Raw genomic sequence first — 20,811 nt, 5'->3', positions numbered from 1 at the left:
TTCAAGGCCGAGGCCTACATCCTGACGAAGGAAGAGGGCGGCCGCCATACGCCGTTCTTCACCAACTACCGCCCGCAGTTCTACTTCCGCACGACGGACGTGACCGGCGTGGTGCACCTGCCTGAGGGCACCGAGATGGTGATGCCTGGCGACAACATCGCCATGGAAGTGCACCTGATCGTGCCGATCGCGATGGAGGAGAAGCTGCGCTTCGCCATCCGCGAAGGCGGCAGGACCGTCGGCGCCGGCGTCGTCGCCAGCATCATCGCCTGATCGACAGCGCGCCATCGCGTTCGGAAGGGGCGGCGGAAACGCCGCCCTTTCTTTTTGCTCACAGCCTTGTCGACATCGGTTCTTTTTCGACTTGAAATGCGCGGCGGGTTGGGGCAAAGCACTGCGCGACTACAGGGGTGTAGCTCAGTTGGTAGAGTACCGGTCTCCAAAACCGGGTGTCGCAGGTTCGAGCCCTGCCGCCCCTGCCAGTCTCGCGATCGTACTGCGATGACGCAGAACATCTACGACGACGAGACTTTTTCCAAGGTTACAGCCAGTTCCACGCTCGATCCACGGTCTTGACGGTGCGCCCGAGTGGGATGCGCTGCGCCGCCTCCTGCCGGAACTGCGCCGACATGGCCGGTCGGGCCCTATCTTGACGAAGGGCCGCGCCGGACGAACTGGCCGGCCGAGGGCATCATCAAGCAGCATAGAACTATCGGAACCTATCTCCAGTTGCTGCTGACGGCCGGATTCATCCTGACCCATCTCGAGGAATGGGGGGGCGGTCCGGATCAGGTCGGCGAACATCCGGAGTGGGCGAGGGAGCGCGAACGTCCGCCCTTCCTGCTGATCGCCTGCCGCAAGCCCGCAGCGCCCCGAGGTTGACGAGAGCGCTCGGATCAAAAGCGCTTGGCTAACGTGCCGGAGCGTTGTAAGAGGCCTCATGACGGCGCGCGGCTCCCTGAGCCCCGCGCCGCGAATCTTTCAGGACGTCCGAATCGGGCGCGGCCCGAAACCGAGGTGACCACTCAATGGCGAAGTCCAACCCCTTCCAGTTCCTGCAGGAGGTGCGCTCGGAGGCCGCGAAGGTTACCTGGCCGTCGCGGCGCGAGACACTGATCACCACCGGCCTCGTCTTGGCCATGGTCGTGGCTGCGAGCCTGTTCTTCCTCTTTACCGATACGATCATTCGCTGGTCGCTCGGTTTCATCCTTGGCGCACGCTGAGCGGAGTTTTGACGTGAGCACCCGCTGGTACATCGTCCACGCCTATTCCAACTTCGAGAACAAGGTCGCGCAGTCGATCCGCGATCAGGCGGCGCAGCGCAATCTCGCCGACAAGTTCGACGAGGTGCTGGTCCCGACCGAGAAGGTCGTCGAGGTTCGTCGTGGCCGCAAGGTGGACGCCGAGCGCAAGTTCTTCCCGGGCTACGTCCTGGTGAAGTGCGAGATGACCGACGAGGTCTATCACCTGATCAAGAACACGCCGAAGGTCACCGGCTTCCTGGGGGCCGACAAGGCCAAGCCCATGCCGATCCCCGAGCATGAGGCGATGCGGATCAAGGGCCAGGTCGCCGAGGGCATCGAACGCCCGAAGCCGACGGTGGTCTTCGAGGTCGGCGAGCAGGTCAAGGTTGCCGACGGCCCCTTCGCCTCGTTCAACGGTGTCGTCGAGGACGTCGATCACGCACGCGCCCGCCTCAAGGTCGCGGTCTCGATCTTCGGCCGCGCCACGCCGGTCGAGCTCGAATACGGCCAGGTCGAGAAGATCTGATCGCRCTCTTGCACGAGGGCCGCATTTTTCTGCGGCAGCTTGTTGGTTAAGGCACTTTTAAGCGATGCTGACGCAAGGTCCGCGCCGAAAATCCGGCGCGGGCTTGCATGTTTCCGAAGAGCTTCAAGGCAACTGTCGGTCAGCGTCTTGCCGTCTGGGGCGCGCTGCTTGGTCTTGTTGCGCTTCTCCTTGCCGCCGCCGATGTCGTCAGCTCGATCCGCCTGACGCAATTCTCGCGGGATCTGGTGGCGTATGCTGGCGCGGGTGATGCGCTCGCCCAGGCCGATTCCGCCTATCAGCGGCTGAACGCCTCGCTTCTGTCCGATAGCGGGCCGCCCGCGGAGAAAGCCGATATCGAAGTGGTGGCGCGGAGCGTCGCCGATATCGCCATGCGCCTTCACGGCTCCGTCCATGCGCGCGCCCAGGAGGCTGTCGATCTTCTCGGAGAGCTGTCGGGGCAGGTCGGATCGGACCATATCGGAGCGCGCGAATCGCTGAAGCGGCTCGCCGCGAAGCGCAACGAACTGCGCGTCGCCTTGAACGAGGGCATGACCGAGGTCAGCGGTCGGCTGGCTCTGCATGTCGACAACGCCCGGCAGAACAAGCTGCTGCTGTCGCTGCTCGGCATGTTCCTGGTCGTTCTCGTCATCGCGCTGGAATATCGCTGGCTGGTGCGGCCGATCACCGGGATGGCGCGCGCCCTGGGCTCGGTCGAGCGGGACCGGGCCTGGATCGGCAAGCTGGCGATCCGGCGCGATGAGATCGGCATGCTGGCGCGGGCGCTGCTGGCCCATCTGCGCGGCGAGCAGGCCCAGCAGGAGGCGGCCAAACAGCGTCTCGAGGTGCTGTCGCACGAGGTCGAGCGGCGTGACCGTCTCCAATTGCAGGGGCAGGCCTTCCAGCAGCGCATCGCTTCGATTGCAACGGTGCTGGAGCAACATGCGGCGCGCATGTCGGGCGCGTCGGGCGAGCTCGCACGCTTTTCGGGCTCCGTGGACGAGCGAGCGGCCGCCGCAGCCGGCTCGACGCAGCGGGCCTCGACCCATGTCGATGATGTCTCGCGCTCGCTGATCGATATCTCGCGCCTGTTGACGACGACGGCTGGCGAGGCACAGCGGACGACCGAGGTTGCGACCGCCGCCAAGGTGCTGGTCGAGGAGGCCACGGCCGATACGGTGGTGCTATGCGAGGCGGTTGGGGCAATTTCGGAGATCATCAAGATCATCGGTACGGTCGCGAACCAGACCAATCTGCTCGCACTCAACGCCACGATCGAGGCGGCCCGGGCCGGAGAGAGCGGCCGCGGCTTCGCCGTGGTTGCAGCCGAGGTCAAGCAGCTGGCAAACCGCTCCGCCGAAGCGACCTATCAGGTCCGGAGCGGGCTCGATTCGATCAATGTCGCGGCTCAGCGCATCACCATGCGGGTCGGTGCGCTGGTCACCTCGGTCAACCAGGTGGAGCGCGCTGCCGATTCGATCGCCGATCTGGCGCGCAAGCAGGATGCGAGCTCTCGCTCGATCAGCGAGAGCACAAGCAAGACCGCCGGCGATGTCCGCCTCGTGGCTGATCAGGTCGAACAGGTCGCCGGCATGGTCGAGGACTGGCGTCGGACTGCCGAGACGGTCACGCACGCGTCTGCCGATCTCGGCCGCCAGGCTGCCGAACTCCGTCAGACCGTCGATGGCTTCATGTCTGAGACCCAACGGATGCGCGCATGACCATGTCGATATCGCCGTCCCGGGAGGGGCTTGTGTTGGGCGCCGCCGCGCATCGCGCGGGGCAACGCAGCTTCCCGTTCCTGGCAAAGCTGCTGCACTGGGCCACCGCGGTGCTGGTCCTCGTGCTCTTCTGCTCCGGTGTCTTGATGAAGCAGATCGGCGATGGGCCGATGGCGGACACGCTCTACGCCTTGCATAAGACGACCGGTGCGGGGCTGTTCGGGCTCGTGCTCTTCCGCATGGCCTACAGGGTGCTGGCGCGCCTGACCGGACACTGGCGGGAAGGGGGCGGAGACAGGGCGGTCCACGGCGTGCTCTATGCCGCGCTGATCATCGTGCCGATGCTCGGCTGGGCCGGCGTGTCCGATTTTGGTGCGCGGGAACTCGCCCTTGGCCTGACGCTGCCGGCGATCTGGCCGGAAGGGGCCGGCTATTCCGAGCCACTGTTCAAAAGCCATGCCTGGCTTGCCTTCGTCCTGATGGGGCTGGTCGTCTTGCACATCGGCATTGCGCTCGGCGACTATGTCCAGCGGGGTGCGGGGCGCCCTTCAAGGGCGGCCGCGAAGATGCCGCAGCGCGAAAGCTCTTCCCCTTCGTTCACGAGTATGCCATAGGCCGCGCCTCACATGCGTGGAAGGCGTGCCGGTTTGCCAACCGGAAGTCCTCGCCGCACCACGCTCTGCAACCACCCCGGCCCGGGACGCTTTTTGTCTGGGAGGGGTCGTCGTCGTTCCGGTAGGCACCGGTTCGGACGGCAGGAGCAGCCATCATGGCAAAGAAGATCACGGGCTACGTGAAGCTTCAGGTTCCGGCGGGCGCGGCCAATCCGTCGCCGCCGATCGGTCCGGCGCTGGGTCAGCGCGGCCTCAACATCATGGAATTCTGCAAGGCCTTCAATGCGAAGACCGCGCAGATGGAAAAGGGCATGCCGATCCCGGTGATCATCACCGCGTATCAGGATCGCTCCTTCACCTTCGAGATGAAGCAGCCGCCGGTTTCGTACTTCCTCAAGAAGGCGGCCGGCCTGACCTCGGGTTCGAAGACCCCGGGTCGCGGCGGCAATGTCGGCAAGGTCACCTCGGCGCAGCTCAAGGAGATCGCCGAGAAGAAGATGGCCGATCTGAACTGCGATAACGTCGAATCGGCCGTGGCCATGATCCGGGGTTCTGCCCGGTCCATGGGCCTGGAAGTCGTGGGCTGAGGGGAACGGATCAATGGCACACGTCGGAAAACGCGTCGTCAAGGCCCGTGAGGGCATCGACCGCACCAAGCTCTACCCGCTCACCGAAGCCGTTGCCCTGATCAAGGGCCGCGCCACCGCCAAGTTCGACGAGACCGTCGAAGTTGCGATGAATCTCGGTGTCGATCCGCGTCACGCCGACCAGATGGTCCGTGGCGTCTGCAACCTGCCGAACGGCTCGGGCCGCGTCCTGCGCGTCGCCGTGTTCGCTCGTGGCGCCAAGGCCGAGGAGGCCAAGAAGGCCGGGGCCGACGTCGTTGGCGCCGAGGAGCTGGTCGACATCGTCTCGAAGGGCACGATCGACTTCGATCGCTGCATCGCGACCCCGGACATGATGCCGCTCGTCGGCCGCCTCGGTAAGGTGCTCGGCCCGCGCGGCCTGATGCCGAACCCGAAGGTCGGGACGGTGACCATGGACGTGACCAGCGCGGTTGCAGCCTCCAAGGGTGGCTCGGTCGAGTTCCGCGTCGAGAAGGCCGGCATCGTGCATGCTGCCGTCGGCAAGGTCTCGTTCACGGCTGAGAAGCTCGAAGAGAACATCCGTGCCTTCGCGGATTCGGTTGCCAAGGCGAAGCCCGCCGGCGCCAAGGGCACCTATGTCCAGCGCGTCGCGATCTCCTCGACCATGGGTCCGGGCGTCAAGATCGAGCCGAACACGGTTCTGGGCGGCTGATAGGCTTCCATGCGGCCGGCTTCGCGCCGGCCGCAAGCTCGTCTTGATCTCGCGGGATCAAGACACCACTTGGCAGAAGCGAGGGAAGTCGCTATGACATCCCGATGTTTCCATAAGTGATCAGGGCTTCCGCGTGCTTTGCACGAGGAGGTCCGTTTCGCGTTTTTCGACGGTTTACCGTCGAAGAATGGGTTTTTCGGGCGTGCGGAGCGATCTTCGCGCCGGAATCACCCAGTCCTGTCTGAGACTGCAGGTGCGCTTCGGGTTCGCCCGAGGGCATAATTTCGCCAAGAGGCCTGCATAGACGGTGCAAGAGCTTACCCGAGGTCGAGAGACCTCGAGACGGTTCGAACCATCTCGCCCGACCGTGGCTGATGCCGGGGAAGGGGACAGGGCACTGAGCGTCGCGCATGTGACCGGCCGGTGTCAATCGGCCTAGCCTGCGCGACAAGTGCAACTGGCGGCAAGGTTTCGTCTTGCCGCCTACCGGAGAGAGCCCAGTGGAAAGAGCGGCAAAGAATGATGCCGTCGCGACACTGAACGGCGTGTTCGCAAACACGTCGGTCGTTGTCGTGGCCCACTATGCGGGCTTGACGGTGGCACAGTTCCAGAAGCTTCGTCGTGAGATGAAGGCCAATGGCGCCACTGTGAAGGTCGCAAAGAACCGGCTGGCCAAGATCGCTCTTGAAGGCACCGACGTCGCGTCCATCAGTCCCCTGCTGAAGGGCCCCACCCTGATCGCTTATTCCAGCGATCCGGTCGCGGCGCCGAAGGTCGCCGTCGCTTTCGCCAAGGACAATGACAAGCTTGTCATCCTCGGTGGCGCGATGGGCAAGACCTCCCTGAACCCCGATGGTGTCAAGGCCCTGGCCACGATGCCCTCGCTCGACGAACTGCGCGCCAAGTTGCTCGGCCTTCTCCAGGCCCCGGCAACCAAGATCGCCCAGCTCTCGACCGCGCCTGCTGCAAAGCTCGCTCGCGTGTTTCAGGCATATGCCGACAAGGATGCGGCCTGAGGCCGTCTGCCAACCTGATCAACGTTCGAACCTCTTTATCGTAGGAACATACCATGGCTGATCTTGCTAAGCTCGTTGACGAGCTGTCCTCCCTGACCGTCCTCGAGGCCGCTGACCTCGCCAAGCTTCTCGAAGAGAAGTGGGGCGTTTCTGCCGCTGCCGCCGTCGCCGTTGCGGCTGGCCCGGCCGGTGGCGCTCCGGCTGCTGCTGTTGAAGAGCAGACCGAGTTCACTGTCGTTCTCGCCGCCGCCGGCGACAAGAAGATCGAAGTGATCAAGGAAGTCCGCGCCATCACCGGTCTCGGCCTGAAGGAAGCCAAGGATCTGGTGGAAGCCGCTCCGAAGCCGCTCAAGGAAGGCGTGACCAAGGACGAGGCCGAGAAGCTCAAGAAGCAGCTCGAGGCCGTCGGCGCCAAGGTCGAGCTCAAGTGAGCAGGGCCGGCTGATGCCGGTCCGACCCTAGTCGTACACGACAGTCCCGGGGCGGTCTTCCGCCTCCGGGGCTGTTGCGTCGTTTCCGGCAAGCGGAATGCGGCGCAAGGAATGCAAGAGGCTTTCCGGGGCACGAGCCCCATCGGGAAGGCCAGTTCAGTTGATGTCGGCGCGCCGAAGCGCCGAACGGCTCCCCCGGCGGCCTGTGGCTGCCAAGACTGGTCCGTGAGCGGGCCGCCGGGTGAGCCGTCCGAGAGAGATCGCGAGGAACAACATGGTCAATTCGCTCCAGGGCCGCAGACGCGTCCGCAAGTTCTTCGGAAAACTCAAGGAAGTCGCGCAGATGCCGAACCTCATCGAGGTTCAGAAGGCGTCTTACGACCAGTTCCTGATGGTGGACGAGCCCAAGGGCGGCCGCTCCGACGAGGGCTTGCAGTCCGTCTTCAAGTCGGTGTTCCCGATCGGCGATTTCGCTGGCGCTTCGCTGCTTGAATTCGTGAAATACACCTTCGAGCCGCCGAAATACGACGTCGACGAATGCCGTCAGCGCGGCATGACCTTCTCGGCCCCGCTCAAGGTGACGCTGCGCCTGATCGTGTTCGATATCGATCCCGACACCCAGGCGAAGTCGGTCAAGGACATCAAGGAGCAGGATGTCTACATGGGCGACATGCCGCTCATGACGGATAACGGCACCTTCATCGTCAACGGCACCGAGCGCGTCATCGTCTCGCAGATGCACCGCTCGCCGGGCGTGTTCTTCGATCACGACAAGGGCAAGACCCATTCGTCGGGCAAGCTGCTCTTTGCCGCGCGCATCATCCCCTATCGCGGCTCCTGGCTGGACATCGAGTTCGACGCCAAGGACATCGTCTACGCGCGTATCGACCGGAAGCGTAAGATCCCGGTGACGTCGCTGCTGTTCGCCCTCGGCATGGACGGCGAGGAGATCCTCAGCCGCTTCTACAACCACATCGCCTACGCCAAGGATAAGCAGGGCTGGCGCGTTCCCTATGACGCCGAGCGCATGAAGGGCTTCAAGGCGACGGTCGACATGATCGACGCCGACACCGGCGAGGTCGTGGTCGAGGCCGGCAAGAAGCTGGTCGCCCGTACCGCCCGCCAGCTCGCCGAGAAGGGCCTGAAGTTCCTGCGCGCCACTGACGAGGATCTCTACGGCCAGTACATTGCCGAGGATCTGGTCAATCCGGCGACCGGCGAGGTCTTCGCCGAGGCGGGCGAGGAGATCAGCGAGAAGCTGCTCAAGCTCCTGACCGATGAAGGTTTCGACGAGATCCCGGTGCTGGATATCGACCACATCACGGTCGGTCCCTACATCCGCAACACGCTCAACGTGGACAAGAACTCGCGCCGCGAGGAAGCGCTGTTCGACATCTACCGCGTGATGCGTCCCGGCGAGCCGCCGACGCTCGAGACCGCCGAGAACATGTTCCAGTCGCTGTTCTTCGACTCGGAGCGCTACGACCTTTCGGCCGTCGGTCGCGTGAAGATGAACATGCGTCTCGATCTCGACGCCGAGGACACCGTGCGCATCCTGCGCAAGGAGGACATCTTCGCGGTCGTCAAGGCGCTGGTCGACCTGCGCGACGGCAAGGGCGAGATCGACGACATCGACCATCTCGGCAACCGCCGTGTGCGCTCGGTCGGCGAGCTCATGGAGAACCAGTACCGCCTGGGCCTGCTGCGCATGGAGCGCGCCATCAAGGAGCGCATGTCGTCGGTCGATATCGACACGGTGATGCCGCAGGACCTGATCAACGCCAAGCCGGCGGCTGCCGCCGTGCGCGAGTTCTTCGGCTCGTCGCAGCTCTCGCAGTTCATGGACCAGACGAACCCGCTTTCGGAAGTCACTCACAAGCGCCGTCTTTCGGCGCTTGGCCCAGGTGGTCTGACCCGCGAGCGCGCCGGCTTCGAGGTGCGCGACGTGCACCCGACCCATTACGGCCGCATCTGCCCGATCGAAACGCCGGAAGGTCCGAATATCGGACTGATCAACTCGCTCGCCACCTTCGCGCGGGTGAACAAGTACGGCTTCATCGAGAGCCCCTACCGCCGCATCCGCGACGGCCAGCTCACCGACGAGATCATCTATCTCTCGGCGATGGAGGAGGCGAAGTACAACGTCGCCCAGGCGAACGCCGCGACCGATGCGAGCGGCCGTCTGACCGACGACCTGATCGTTTGCCGCCGCGCCGGTGAAGTCATCGTCACGCCGGTCGACAAGGTCGACTTCATGGACGTGTCCCCGAAGCAGCTCGTTTCGGTCGCCGCCGCGCTGATCCCGTTCCTTGAGAACGACGACGCCAACCGCGCGCTGATGGGCTCGAACATGCAGCGCCAGGCGGTGCCGCTGGTTCGTGCCGACGCGCCCTTCGTCGGCACCGGCATGGAAGCGGTCGTCGCCCGTGACTCGGGTGCCGCCATCGCTGCCCGGCGCGCCGGCGTCGTCGACCAGGTCGACGCGACGCGTATCGTTATCCGCGCCTCCGACGAGATGGACCCGACCAAGCCGGGCGTCGACATCTACCGTCTGCAGAAGTTCCAGCGCTCGAACCAGTCGACCTGCATCACGCAGCGTCCGCTGGTGCGCGTCGGCGACATGATCAAGAAGGGCGACATCGTCGCCGACGGCCCGTCGACGGAGCTCGGCGAACTGGCTCTCGGCCGCAACGTGCTCGTCGCGTTCATGCCGTGGAACGGCTACAACTTCGAGGACTCGATCCTGCTCTCGGAGAAGATCGTCTCGGAAGACATCTTCACCTCGATCCATATCKAGGAATTCGAGGTCATGGCCCGCGATACGAAGCTGGGCCCTGAGGAAATCACGCGCGACATTCCGAACGTTTCGGAAGAGGCGCTGAAGAACCTCGACGAAGCCGGCATCGTCTATATCGGCGCGGAAGTCGCTGCGGGCGACATCCTGGTCGGCAAGATCACGCCGAAGGGCGAAAGCCCGATGACGCCGGAAGAGAAGCTTCTGCGCGCCATCTTCGGCGAGAAGGCTTCGGATGTCCGCGACACCTCGCTGCGTGTTCCGCCGGGCGTGCAGGGCACCATCGTCGAAGTGCGCGTGTTCAATCGCCACGGCGTCGACAAGGACGAGCGCGCCCAGGCGATCGAGCGCGAGGAGATCGAGCGTCTTGCCAAGGACCGCGACGACGAGCAGGCGATCCTGGACCGCAACACCTTTGCGCGTCTGGCCGAGATCCTGACCGGCAAGACCGGCCTTGCTGGTCCGAAGGGCTTCAAGAAGGACACGGTCATCACCCGCGAGGGAATGAGCGAGTTCCCGCGTTCGCAGTGGTGGTTGTTCGCCGTCGGCGACGACGCCCTGATGACCGAAATCGAGGCGATGCGGAAGCAGTACGACGAGTCGAAGAAGCGCCTCGAGCAGCGCTTCCTCGACAAGGTCGAGAAGCTGCAGCGCGGCGACGAACTGCCTCCGGGCGTGATGAAGATGGTCAAGGTCTTCGTCGCCGTGAAGCGCAAGATCCAGCCGGGCGACAAGATGGCCGGCCGTCACGGAAACAAGGGCGTCGTCTCGCGCATCGTTCCCGCCGAGGACATGCCCTTCCTCGAGGACGGAACCCATGCCGACATCGTGCTGAACCCGCTCGGCGTGCCGAGCCGCATGAATGTCGGTCAGATCCTGGAGACCCATCTGGGCTGGGCCGCTGCCGGTCTCGGCAAGCAGATCGCCAAGGCCATCGACGTCTACAAGAAGGCGCATGACGGCAAGGCTCTGCGGGCAAGCTTCGAGGCCGTGTATGGCGACAACGAGATCGTTGCGTCGATGGACGATGCGGAGCTGGTCGAGATGGGCCAGAACCTGCGCCGCGGCGTTCCGATCGCGACCCCGGTCTTCAACGGCGCCAAGGAGTCGGACATCGAGCATCTGCTCGAGCAGGCGGGGCTCAACAAGTCCGGTCAGGTCACGCTCTATGACGGACGGACCGGCGAGCCCTTCGATCGTAAGGTCACGGTCGGCTACATCTACATGCTGAAGCTGCACCACCTGGTCGACGACAAGATCCACGCGCGTTCGATCGGCCCGTACTCGCTCGTTACCCAGCAGCCGCTGGGCGGCAAGGCGCAGTTCGGCGGTCAGCGCTTCGGCGAAATGGAGGTCTGGGCGCTCGAAGCCTACGGCGCCGCCTACACCCTTCAGGAAATGCTGACGGTGAAGTCGGACGACGTGGCGGGCCGCACCAAGGTCTACGAGTCGATCGTGCGCGGCGAGGACAATTTCGAGGCGGGCATCCCCGAGAGCTTCAACGTTCTCGTCAAGGAAATGCGCTCGCTCGGCCTCAATGTCGAATTGATCAGCAACAAGCAGAAGCCGGGCGAATTGCCGCCGGCCGAAGCTGCCGAATAAGGGGGCGGGCCCAAACGGGCCGCCTCGAGACGAACACAGCATGCCGGCGACACTCACGCCGCCGGCTTATTCGCATGATGGCCGGGCAGGGCGGTTCACTCCCCCGCCGGCGGCAGGAGACAGGCGATGAAGCAAGAGGTCATGAACCTTTTCGGCCAGCAGCCGACACAGCAGGCGTTCGACGCGATCAAGATTTCGATCGCGAGCCCGGAAAAGATCCTGTCGTGGTCCTATGGCGAGATCAAGAAGCCCGAGACCATCAACTACCGTACCTTCAAGCCCGAGCGCGACGGCCTGTTTTGCGCCCGCATCTTTGGGCCGATCAAGGACTACGAGTGCTTGTGCGGCAAGTACAAGCGCATGAAGTTCAAGGGCGTGATCTGCGAGAAGTGCGGCGTCGAAGTGACGCTCGCACGCGTCCGACGCGAGCGCATGGGCCATATCGAACTCGCCGCTCCGGTTGCCCATATCTGGTTCCTGAAGTCGCTGCCGTCGCGCATCGGCCTGCTGATGGACATGCCGCTCAAGGAGCTCGAGCGGGTGCTCTATTTCGAGTCGTATGTCGTCATCGAGCCGGGCCTGACGCCCCTCAAGGACCGTCAGCTCCTGTCCGAGGAGGAGTATGTCCGCTGCCAGGAAGAGTATGGCGCTGACACCTTCACGGCGATGATCGGCGCGGAAGCCATCCGCGAGATGCTGCGCGCGCTCGATCTCGACAAGATCAACATGGATCTGAAGCACGAGATCGCGACGACGACCTCGGAGCTGAAGCCCAAGAAGCTGATGAAGCGCCTCAAGATCATCGAGGCGTTCCAGGAATCCGGCAACAAGCCGGAATGGATGGTGATGACCATCGTTCCGGTGATCCCGCCCGATCTGCGTCCGCTGGTGCCGCTGGATGGCGGCCGCTTCGCGACCTCGGATCTGAACGATCTCTATCGCCGCGTCATCAACCGCAATAACCGCTTGAAGCGCCTGATCGAGCTGCGTGCGCCGGACATCATCATCCGCAACGAGAAGCGGATGCTGCAGGAATCGGTCGACGCATTGTTCGACAACGGCCGCCGCGGCCGCGTCATCACGGGTGCCAACAAGCGCCCGCTGAAGTCGCTCGCCGACATGCTGAAGGGCAAGCAGGGCCGCTTCCGGCAGAACCTGCTGGGCAAGCGCGTCGACTATTCCGGCCGTTCGGTCATCGTCGTCGGCCCGGAGATGAAGCTGCACCAGTGCGGCCTGCCGAAGAAGATGGCGCTCGAGCTGTTCAAGCCGTTCATCTATGCGCGTCTCGATGCGAAGGGCTACTCGACCACGGTCAAGCAGGCCAAGAAGCTGGTCGAGAAGGAGAAGCCGGAAGTCTGGGATATCCTGGACGAGGTCATCCGCGAGCATCCGGTGCTGCTGAACCGCGCTCCGACGCTGCACCGTCTCGGCATCCAGGCCTTCGAGCCGGTGCTGATCGAAGGCAAGGCGATCCAGCTTCACCCGCTGGTCTGCGCCGCGTTCAACGCCGACTTCGACGGCGACCAGATGGCCGTGCACGTCCCGCTGTCGCTCGAGGCGCAGCTGGAAGCGCGCGTGCTGATGATGTCGACCAACAACATCCTGCACCCGGCGAACGGCCAGCCGATCATCGTGCCGTCGCAGGATATCGTGCTCGGCCTGTATTACCTCTCGATCATCTCGGATGGCGAGCCGGGCCAGGGCAAGATCTTCGGCGATTTCGGCGAACTCGAATATGCGCTGCACGAGAAGGTCGTGACGCTGCATTCGAAGATCAAATATCGCTGGACCGGCGTCGGCCAGGACGGCAAGTCCTACACCAAGATCTACGACACCACGCCCGGCCGCGTGATCCTCTCGACCGCGCTGCCTGAGCACCCGGCCGTGACCTTCGACGTCGTCAATCGCCTGATGACGAAGAAGGAGATCTCCGGAATGATCGACGCCGTCTATCGCGGCTGCGGTCAGAAGGAATCGGTMATCTTCTGCGATCGCGTCATGGGCCTCGGCTTCAAGCACGCCTTCAAGGCCGGCATCTCCTTCGGCAAGGACGACATGGTCGTGCCGGAGAACAAGTGGGAGATCGTCGACACCACCCGTGCGCTCGCCAAGGACTACGAGCAGCAGTACCAGGACGGCCTGATMACTCAGGGCGAGAAGTACAACAAGGTCGTCGACGCCTGGGCGAAGTGCTCCGACAAGCTCGCCCAGGAGATGATGGCGCGCATCTCGACCGTTAAGAAGGACGAGAACGGCCGCGATAAGCCGATMAACTCGATCTACATGATGAGCCACTCGGGTGCCCGTGGTTCGCCGGCCCAGATGCGCCAGCTCGCCGCCATGCGCGGCCTGATGGCCAAGCCGTCCGGCGAGATCATCGAGAGCCCGATCATCTCGAACTTCAAGGAAGGCCTGGACGTGCTCGAGTACTTCAACTCGACGCACGGTGCCCGTAAGGGTCTGGCCGATACCGCGCTCAAGACGGCAAACTCGGGTTATCTCACCCGCCGTCTCGTCGACGTGGCGCAGGATGCCATCATCTCCGAGGTCGATTGCGGCTCGGATAACGGCATCAAGATGCGCGCCATCATCGATGCCGGTCAGGTCGTGGCTTCGCTCGGCATCCGCATCCTCGGCCGCTCTGCGGCGGAAGATGTCACGGATATCGATGGCAACGTCCTCGTGCCGAAGGGTACGATGATCGAGGAAAGCCATATCGAGAAGATCAACGCCGCCGGCGTCCAGGAGGTGAAGATCCGTTCGGTTCTCACCTGCGAGACCAAGAACGGCGTCTGCGCCACCTGCTACGGGCGCGATCTTGCCCGCGGCACGCCCGTCAACATGGGTGAGGCGGTCGGCGTCATCGCGGCACAATCGATCGGCGAGCCGGGCACGCAGCTCACCATGCGTACCTTCCACATCGGCGGCGCGGCGACGATCGCGGACCAGTCGTTCATCGAGTCCAATTTCGAGGGCACGGTGAAGATCCGCAACCGCAATGCGGCGCGCAACTCGGATGGTGACCTGATCGCCATGGCGCGCAACATCGCCATCGTGATCGTCGGTCCGGACGGCGCCGAGCGCGCGGTGCACCGTGTCCAGTTCGGCTCGAAGATGCGGGTCGACGAAGGCGACAAGGTCAAGCGCGGCCAGCGCCTGGCGGAGTGGGATCCCTATTCCCGCCCGATCCTGGCCGAGGTGGACGGCTCTGTCGGCTACGAGGATCTCGTGGACGGCATGTCGATCACCGAGACGACGGACGAGGCGACCGGCATCAGCAAGCGCGTCGTCATCGACTGGCGTGGGTCGGCCCGGACGTCGGATCTGCGTCCGGCGATCACGGTGCACGGCCCTGACGGCAAGGTTGCGAAGCTCGCCCGCGGTGGCGAAGCCCGCTACATCCTGCCCGTCGACGGCATCATCTCGATGGAGCCGGGCCAGATGACCAAGGCAGGCGACGTGCTCGCCCGTGTCTCGACCGACTCGGCCAAGACCCGTGACATCACCGGCGGTCTGCCGCGGGTGGCGGAACTGTTCGAGGCACGTCGTCCGAAGGATGCGGCGATCATCGCCGAGAAGGCCGGTGTCATCGGCTTCGGCAAGGACTACAAGAACAAGCGCCGGGTCACGTTGACCCCGCATGACGGCTCGGACGGGCTCGAGTACCTGATCCCGAAGGGCAAGCACATCCATCTCCAGGACGGCGACGTCGTCGAGATGGGCGACTACATCCTGGACGGCAATCCGGCACCGCACGACATCCTGGCGATCAAGGGCGTCGAAGAGCTCGCGGCTTATCTCGTCAACGAGATCCAGGAGGTCTATCGCCTCCAGGGCGTGGGCATCAACGACAAGCACATCGAGGTCATCGTCCGGCAGATGCTGCAAAAGATCGAGATCACCGAGTCCGGTGATACCGACATCATCACCGGCGACCAGATCGATCGGATCGAACTGGAGGAGATCAACGCCAAGATGCGCGAAGAGGGCAAGAAGCCGGCCAGCGGCGTTCCGGTCCTGCTCGGCATCACCAAGGCGAGCTTGCAGACGCGCTCCTTCATCTCGGCGGCGTCGTTCCAGGAGACCACCCGCGTCCTCACCGAGGCGGCGGTCAACGGCAAGTACGATACCCTCGAAGGCCTCAAGGAGAACGTCATCGTCGGCTCGCTCATCCCGGCCGGCACGGGCGCCCAGGTTGCCCGGATCAAGCAGGTGGCGCTGCGCCGCGACGATCTGATCGTCGGCCAGAAGGCGGATGCGGCGGCCAAGGCTGCAGCTGCTGCGGCCGTGCTTCCGGCAGCCGAATAAGGCGCTGCTGAACACGACTTGCGAAAGGGCCGCCTTCGGGCGGCCCTTTTTGTTTGGCGCAGGCTCTCCGGCCTGTTCATGGCAGCCTCAGCGACGAAAGGAGAATTTCGCCTCCGCGACCAGCTGTGATCTAACATGTTAATCAGTTGGGAGTTCGTCGATGGACGGTCAGCGCTTTGTCAGTGCGGTGGAGGCGGTCTATGCGGCCGCGGCCACGCCGTCGCTTTGGCCCGCCGCTCTGCAGGCCATTGCCGATTGCTTCGACGATGTCGGCGCCGTGATGATCTACCAGCGGGACGATGGCAGCTACGGGATCATTGTCTCGCCGAGCCTCGCCGAGGGGCAGAAGGAGTATGACCGGGACGAATGGTGGCGGCACGATGTGCGCTTCGCCCGCTCGCGCGAGAGGGGATACCTGACCCGGAGCAATGCGATCACCGAACGTCACATCGCAACGTCCGAGGAACTCGAAACCCTGCCGTTCTACAGCCAGTTCCTCAAGCGCCAGGGGCTGAAATGGTTCGCAGGCGTCAGCATCTCGCCGGACCCCCATGTCGCCGTTGCGCTCTCGATCCAGCGCGCCGACAGCAAGCCAGCCTTCGCCGAGGAGGAGCTCGCAGCACTCAGCCAGCTGGGGCGGCATGTCGAGAATGCGCTCAGGCTCGGCATCCGCCTGATCACCGCGGAAGCGACCCAGCAGTCACTGGCCGACGTGCTGGCGCGGCTGAGCGTGGGGGTGTTCTTGCTCGATGCAACCGGTCACGTGATTTTCGCAAACCCCGTCGCGGAGCAGTTATGCGGTGATGCGCTACTGATCTCGCAAGGTCGACTGGCGGCGCGCTCCGTCCTGCAGCAGGAGGCCTTGTCCGAAGCGATCGCACGAGCGGGCGCGGCGAGTGCCGATACCTTGACGGCGGTGCCGCGGCCGCTGCTGATCCCCGGACTGGATCGCGACGGGACGCTTGCCGTGCATGTCCTGCCGGTCTGCACACCCACTGCCACGGGCGTAGAGCGCATGCTCTCAGAGACCAGTGTGATTGCCGTCGTGACCAGCGCGCAGCCAGGCGAGCCCGCCGATCCGGCGCTCGTGCGCGACCTGTTCGGCCTCACATTGGCCGAGGCCCGGATCGCTGCGCTCGTCGGCGCAGGACTTGCCCCTCGCAACGCGTCCCAGGCCCTGGGAATCTCGGAGGAGACGGCGCGGACCACGCTCAAGCGCGTCTTCGCCAAGGTGGGCGTTTCCCGCCAGAGCGAGCTATCCGCCCTGCTGGCCAGACTGGTGCTGCGCTAGCCCCGTTCGGCTGATGAGATCATACTGCGGCAATCGCACCCGAAGATCACCGCTCCCAAATGGGAGTTGCCTGGACCGCAACCCGTCGACGCATGATTGGTTGGGAAGAGGGGAGTGGCTATGGTGGTGTTGCGCGGCGCTTCGCTCTACCTTGCCCTGACGGCATTGGTGATCTTCACCCTCAGCCGCCTGCCGACCTCCGGGGGGCCATGACGGCCGAGCCGGCCCTCAGCAGGGTGGTGGTTAACGCTTTCGCTGCGAATGCGAATTCGGGGTTGACGCGAATCTCCACCTGAGTCATAAGCGCGCCACTGTCGACGGTTGTCGGACACGTTTGTCGCTTGCCTCTGCTGCGAGCGAATTTCGCGACCGAAACGCCGTCGTAAATTCCTGCGTCGATTGACGACATGGCAAGACGCATGAATGCGGACGAGTTCCGTGTTCCTCTGCATGGCGAGCGCGCCTGAGGCCCCCGAGGGGAGCCGACGGCGCGGCTTCGTTTATGTCATGGCTTTGACCGGTTCGGGGAGCGACCGAAAAGAATTCCAACCGCTCAGTGGAGCGAGAGGCCAGAATGCCGACAATCAGCCAGCTGATCCGCAAGCCGCGCTCGCCCGTCAAGGCGCGCAACACCGCTCCGGCGCTTGAGTCCTGCCCGCAGAAGCGTGGCGTTTGCACCCGCGTCTATACGACCACTCCGAAGAAGCCGAACTCGGCGCTTCGTAAGGTTGCCAAGGTGCGTTTGACCAACGGCTTCGAGGTCATTGGCTACATCCCGGGTGAAGGTMACAACCTTCAGGAACACTCCGTGGTGATGATCCGCGGCGGTCGCGTCAAGGACTTGCCCGGCGTGCGCTACCACATCCTGCGCGGTGTGCTCGATACGCAGGGCGTCAAGAACCGCAAGCAACGCCGTTCGAAGTACGGCGCCAAGCGTCCTAAGTGATTTTCTGCCCGACCGCCGAGGCTTGATGCTGAGGCGGTTCGCAGCTTTTGAGATTTGACCGGAGACTAGACGATGTCCCGCCGCCATAGCGCCGAAAAACGCGAAGTTATCCCGGACCCGAAGTTCGGTGATATCGTGGTCACGAAGTTCATGAACTCCGTGATGTACGAAGGTAAGAAGTCGACCGCAGAGCGGATCGTCTACGGCGCTTTCGACATCATCGAAGGCAAGACGAAGAGCGACCCGCTTTCCGTCTTCAAGAGCGCGCTCGAGAACGTCGCCCCGGCGATCGAGGTTCGCTCGCGTCGTGTCGGTGGCGCGACCTACCAGGTTCCGGTCGAGGTTCGCACCGAGCGCCGTCAGGCGCTGGCGATCCGCTGGCTGATCTCGGCTGCTCGCGGCCGTAACGACAAGACCATGGTTGAGCGTCTCTCGGCCGAGCTGATGGACGCGGCGAACAACCGCGGCAACGCGGTGAAGAAGCGTGAAGACACGCACCGGATGGCGGAAGCCAACCGCGCCTTCTCGCATTACCGCTGGTAATCCGCGGCACCCGACGAAAGACAGAGCACTCTCATGCCCCGTTCCCATCCCATCGATCGGTACCGCAACTTCGGTATCATGGCGCATATCGACGCCGGCAAGACGACGACGACCGAGCGTATCCTGTTCTATACCGGCAAGTCGCATAAGATCGGCGAAGTCCATGATGGCGCGGCCACCATGGACTGGATGACGCAGGAGCAGGAGCGTGGCATCACGATCACCTCCGCCGCGACGACCTGCCTGTGGCGCGACCATCGCCTGAACATCATCGACACCCCTGGCCACGTCGACTTCACCATTGAAGTCGAGCGTTCGCTGCGCGTGCTCGATGGTGCCGTCTGCGTGCTCGACGGCAACCAGGGCGTCGAGCCCCAGACTGAGACCGTCTGGCGCCAGGCCGACAAGTACGACGTTCCGCGCGTCGTCTTCGTCAACAAGATGGACAAGATCGGCGCCGATTTCTATCGCTGCGTCCAGGACATCATTGACCGCGTCGCCGGCAAGCCGGTCTGCCTGCAGATCCCGATCGGTTCGGAGGCGGAATTCGCCGGCGTCATCGACCTGGTGAAGATGAAGGCGATCGTCTGGAACGGCGAAGCGCTGGGCGCCTCCTTCGAAGAGAAGGAGATCCCTGCCGATCTCGCCGACAAGGCTGCCGAGTATCGTGGCAAGCTGGTCGAAGCCGCCGTCGAGATGGACGATGCGGCGATGGAAGCCTATCTCGAAGGCACCGAGCCGTCTGCCGACACGCTGCGCCAGCTGGTCCGCACCGCGGTCCAGCGTCGCGCCTTCCACCCCGTGCTCTGCGGCTCGTCCTTCAAGAACAAGGGCGTTCAGCCCCTGCTCGACGCGGTCGTCGATTACCTGCCGTCGCCGGTCGATCGTGGCGACATCAAGGGCATCGATTTCAAGACCGAAGAAGAGACCGTTCGTCATCCGCGCGACGAAGATCCCTTCTCAATGCTCGCCTTCAAGATCATGGACGACCCCTTCGTCGGCACGATCACCTTCTGCCGCGTCTACTCGGGCAAGATCGAGACCGGCGCCGGCGTGATCAACTCGACGCGCGACAAGAAGGAACGTGTCGGTCGCATGCTGCTGATGCACGCGAACAACCGTGAAGACATCAAGGAGGCTTTTGCCGGCGACATCGTCGCCCTGGCCGGCCTCAAGGATGTCCGTACCGGCGACACGCTGTGCGACCCGACCCATGCGGTCATCCTGGAGCGGATGGAGTTCCCCGAGCCGGTCATCACGATCGCGATCGAGCCGAAGTCCAAGGCCGACCAGGAGAAGCTGGGCCTGGCCCTGTCGAAGCTCGCGAACGAGGATCCGTCCTTCCGCGTCTCGACCGATCAGGAGAGCGGCCAGACCATCCTGAAGGGCATGGGCGAACTGCATCTCGACATCAAGGTCGACATCCTGAAGCGCACCTACAAGGTCGACGCCAATATCGGCGCGCCTCAGGTTGCCTATCGCGAGACGCTGACCAAGAAGGCTGAGGTCGACTACACCCACAAGAAGCAGACCGGTGGTACGGGCCAGTTCGCCCGCGTCAAGCTGGTCATCGAGCCGAACGAGACCGGCAAGGGCTTCGAGTTCGAGTCGAAGGTCGTCGGCGGCTCGGTGCCGAAGGAATACATCCCCGGCGTCGAAAAGGGCCTGAACTCGGTTATCGGTTCGGGCGTGCTCGCCGGCTTCCCGGTGGTGGACGTCAAGGTGACGTTGATCGACGGTGCCTTCCACGAAGTCGACTCGTCGGCCCTGGCCTTCGAAATCGCCTCGCGGGCTGCACTTCGCGAAGGTCTGCAGAAGGGCGGTTCCGTGCTGCTCGAGCCGATCATGAAGGTCGAAGTCGTGACCCCGGAAGACTATACCGGTTCGGTCATCGGCGATCTGAACTCGCGTCGTGGCCAGATCCAGGGCCAGGACATGCGCGGCAACGCCGTCGTCGTCAACGCGATGGTGCCGCTGGCGAACATGTTCGGCTATGTCAACCAGCTGCGCTCGTTCAGCCAGGGACGCGCCAACTACACGATGCAGTTCGACCACTACGAGCAGGTTCCTTCGGCGGTCGCCGCCGAGGTTCAGGCCAAGTACGCCTGATCCACCCATTCGACTGAACATTTGAACAAGATCTGACGGAGGCTACGATGGCCAAAGAGAAGTTTGCGCGGACGAAGCCGCACTGCAATATCGGAACGATTGGTCACGTTGACCATGGCAAGACGTCTTTGACGGCTGCGATCACGAAGGTTCTGGCTGAGTCGGGCGGCGCGTMGTTCACGGCGTATGACCAGATCGACAAGGCGCCTGAGGAGAAGGCTCGCGGCATCACGATCTCGACGGCTCACGTCGAGTACGAGACTGCGAACCGTCACTATGCGCATGTCGACTGCCCCGGCCACGCCGACTACGTGAAGAACATGATCACGGGTGCGGCGCAGATGGACGGCGCGATCCTGGTCGTGTCGGC

17 protein-coding genes, 1 tRNA gene and 1 pseudogene are annotated in these 20,811 nt (G+C 63.9%); all 19 read left to right on the top strand.

All coding sequences use genetic code 11. The features are described 5' to 3' along the window. A partial coding sequence (locus AC1DIO_RS33235; protein ID WP_473965331.1) for an EF-Tu C-terminal domain-related protein occupies nt 1-273 on the top strand: 273 nt, incomplete at its 5' end. A gap of 133 nt (nt 274-406) precedes the next feature. Continuing rightward, nucleotides 407-482 (top strand) — tRNA-Trp (locus AC1DIO_RS33230). Nucleotides 483-501: 19 nt separating this feature from the next. Beyond that, nucleotides 502-622, top strand: a pseudogene (locus AC1DIO_RS33225) (class I SAM-dependent methyltransferase); the annotation flags it as partial. Next, the gene (locus AC1DIO_RS33220; RefSeq protein WP_441508655.1) at nt 589-882 is read left to right on the top strand and encodes a hypothetical protein; all 294 of its coding nucleotides are present in this window, start codon (nt 589-591) and stop codon (nt 880-882) included. The pseudogene AC1DIO_RS33225 and the gene AC1DIO_RS33220, both read left to right, overlap by 34 nt. A gap of 146 nt (nt 883-1,028) precedes the next feature. Then, complete coding sequence (gene secE, locus AC1DIO_RS33215; RefSeq protein ID WP_043237138.1) at nt 1,029-1,223, top strand: preprotein translocase subunit SecE; 195 nt, start codon at nt 1,029-1,031, stop codon at nt 1,221-1,223. A gap of 13 nt (nt 1,224-1,236) precedes the next feature. After that, nucleotides 1,237-1,770, top strand: a complete 534-nt coding sequence (nusG, locus tag AC1DIO_RS33210; protein WP_043237137.1) for a transcription termination/antitermination protein NusG — start codon at nt 1,237-1,239, stop codon at nt 1,768-1,770. Nucleotides 1,771-1,877: 107 nt separating this feature from the next. Beyond that, nucleotides 1,878-3,488, top strand: coding sequence for a methyl-accepting chemotaxis protein (locus tag AC1DIO_RS33205; RefSeq protein WP_441508634.1), 1,611 nt, complete (start codon nt 1,878-1,880; stop codon nt 3,486-3,488). Next, the gene (locus AC1DIO_RS33200) at nt 3,485-4,102 is read left to right on the top strand and encodes a cytochrome b (RefSeq protein WP_441508633.1); all 618 of its coding nucleotides are present in this window, start codon (nt 3,485-3,487) and stop codon (nt 4,100-4,102) included. Before AC1DIO_RS33205 ends, AC1DIO_RS33200 begins: the two co-directional genes overlap by 4 nt. Before the next feature lie 155 nt (nt 4,103-4,257). Further along, nucleotides 4,258-4,689 (top strand): 50S ribosomal protein L11, encoded by a 432-nt coding sequence (rplK, locus tag AC1DIO_RS33195; protein ID WP_069880157.1) that lies wholly within the window; start codon nt 4,258-4,260, stop codon nt 4,687-4,689. A 13-nt stretch (nt 4,690-4,702) separates the two neighbouring features. Further along, nucleotides 4,703-5,401: a 50S ribosomal protein L1 gene (rplA, locus tag AC1DIO_RS33190; protein ID WP_043237132.1), complete on the top strand. Its 699-nt coding sequence runs from the start codon at nt 4,703-4,705 to the stop codon at nt 5,399-5,401. 500 nt (nt 5,402-5,901) lie between these two features. Then, nucleotides 5,902-6,417, top strand: coding sequence for a 50S ribosomal protein L10 (gene rplJ, locus AC1DIO_RS33185; protein WP_043237131.1), 516 nt, complete (start codon nt 5,902-5,904; stop codon nt 6,415-6,417). Nucleotides 6,418-6,470: 53 nt separating this feature from the next. Beyond that, nucleotides 6,471-6,848 carry a 50S ribosomal protein L7/L12 gene (gene rplL, locus AC1DIO_RS33180; RefSeq protein WP_043237129.1) on the top strand — a complete coding sequence of 126 codons (378 nt, stop codon included), beginning with the start codon at nt 6,471-6,473 and terminating at the stop codon, nt 6,846-6,848. A gap of 274 nt (nt 6,849-7,122) precedes the next feature. After that, nucleotides 7,123-11,244 (top strand): DNA-directed RNA polymerase subunit beta, encoded by a 4,122-nt coding sequence (gene rpoB, locus AC1DIO_RS33175; RefSeq protein ID WP_476854745.1) that lies wholly within the window; start codon nt 7,123-7,125, stop codon nt 11,242-11,244. A gap of 126 nt (nt 11,245-11,370) precedes the next feature. Then, nucleotides 11,371-15,552 (top strand): DNA-directed RNA polymerase subunit beta', encoded by a 4,182-nt coding sequence (gene rpoC, locus AC1DIO_RS33170; protein WP_069880160.1) that lies wholly within the window; start codon nt 11,371-11,373, stop codon nt 15,550-15,552. 160 nt (nt 15,553-15,712) lie between these two features. After that, nucleotides 15,713-16,843, top strand: coding sequence for a helix-turn-helix transcriptional regulator (locus AC1DIO_RS33165; protein ID WP_476775912.1), 1,131 nt, complete (start codon nt 15,713-15,715; stop codon nt 16,841-16,843). A gap of 574 nt (nt 16,844-17,417) precedes the next feature. Then, nucleotides 17,418-17,789: a 30S ribosomal protein S12 gene (gene rpsL / locus AC1DIO_RS33160; protein ID WP_476854744.1), complete on the top strand. Its 372-nt coding sequence runs from the start codon at nt 17,418-17,420 to the stop codon at nt 17,787-17,789. A 72-nt stretch (nt 17,790-17,861) separates the two neighbouring features. Continuing rightward, nucleotides 17,862-18,332, top strand: a complete 471-nt coding sequence (rpsG, locus tag AC1DIO_RS33155) for a 30S ribosomal protein S7 (RefSeq protein WP_043237120.1) — start codon at nt 17,862-17,864, stop codon at nt 18,330-18,332. A 33-nt stretch (nt 18,333-18,365) separates the two neighbouring features. Next, on the top strand, nt 18,366-20,441 hold the full coding sequence (gene fusA, locus AC1DIO_RS33150; RefSeq protein ID WP_441493755.1) for an elongation factor G: 2,076 nt from the start codon (nt 18,366-18,368) through the stop codon (nt 20,439-20,441). Between the two features lie 47 nt (nt 20,442-20,488). Continuing rightward, nucleotides 20,489-20,811: GTP-binding protein (locus tag AC1DIO_RS33145; RefSeq protein ID WP_476854743.1), on the top strand; the 323-nt coding region annotated here is incomplete at its 3' end.

Source organism: Allobosea sp. 05T439, assembly GCF_056396005.1.
Note: the sequence above shows the minus strand (reverse complement) of the source record. Positions and strands in the feature narration are given on the sequence as shown.

Bases quoted from the DNA above. Each gene is read 5' to 3' on its own strand.
- secE (WP_043237138.1), top strand. From the start codon at position 1,029: ATGGCGAAGTCCAACCCCTTCCAGTTCCTGCAGGAGGTGCGCTCGGAG.
- AC1DIO_RS33205 (WP_441508634.1), top strand. From the start codon at position 1,878: ATGTTTCCGAAGAGCTTCAAGGCAACTGTCGGTCAGCGTCTTGCCGTC.
- AC1DIO_RS33200 (WP_441508633.1), top strand. From the start codon at position 3,485: ATGACCATGTCGATATCGCCGTCCCGGGAGGGGCTTGTGTTGGGCGCC.
- rplK (WP_069880157.1), top strand. From the start codon at position 4,258: ATGGCAAAGAAGATCACGGGCTACGTGAAGCTTCAGGTTCCGGCGGGC.
- rplA (WP_043237132.1), top strand. From the start codon at position 4,703: ATGGCACACGTCGGAAAACGCGTCGTCAAGGCCCGTGAGGGCATCGAC.
- rplL (WP_043237129.1), top strand. From the start codon at position 6,471: ATGGCTGATCTTGCTAAGCTCGTTGACGAGCTGTCCTCCCTGACCGTC.
- AC1DIO_RS33165 (WP_476775912.1), top strand. From the start codon at position 15,713: ATGGACGGTCAGCGCTTTGTCAGTGCGGTGGAGGCGGTCTATGCGGCC.
- rpsG (WP_043237120.1), top strand. From the start codon at position 17,862: ATGTCCCGCCGCCATAGCGCCGAAAAACGCGAAGTTATCCCGGACCCG.
- fusA (WP_441493755.1), top strand. From the start codon at position 18,366: ATGCCCCGTTCCCATCCCATCGATCGGTACCGCAACTTCGGTATCATG.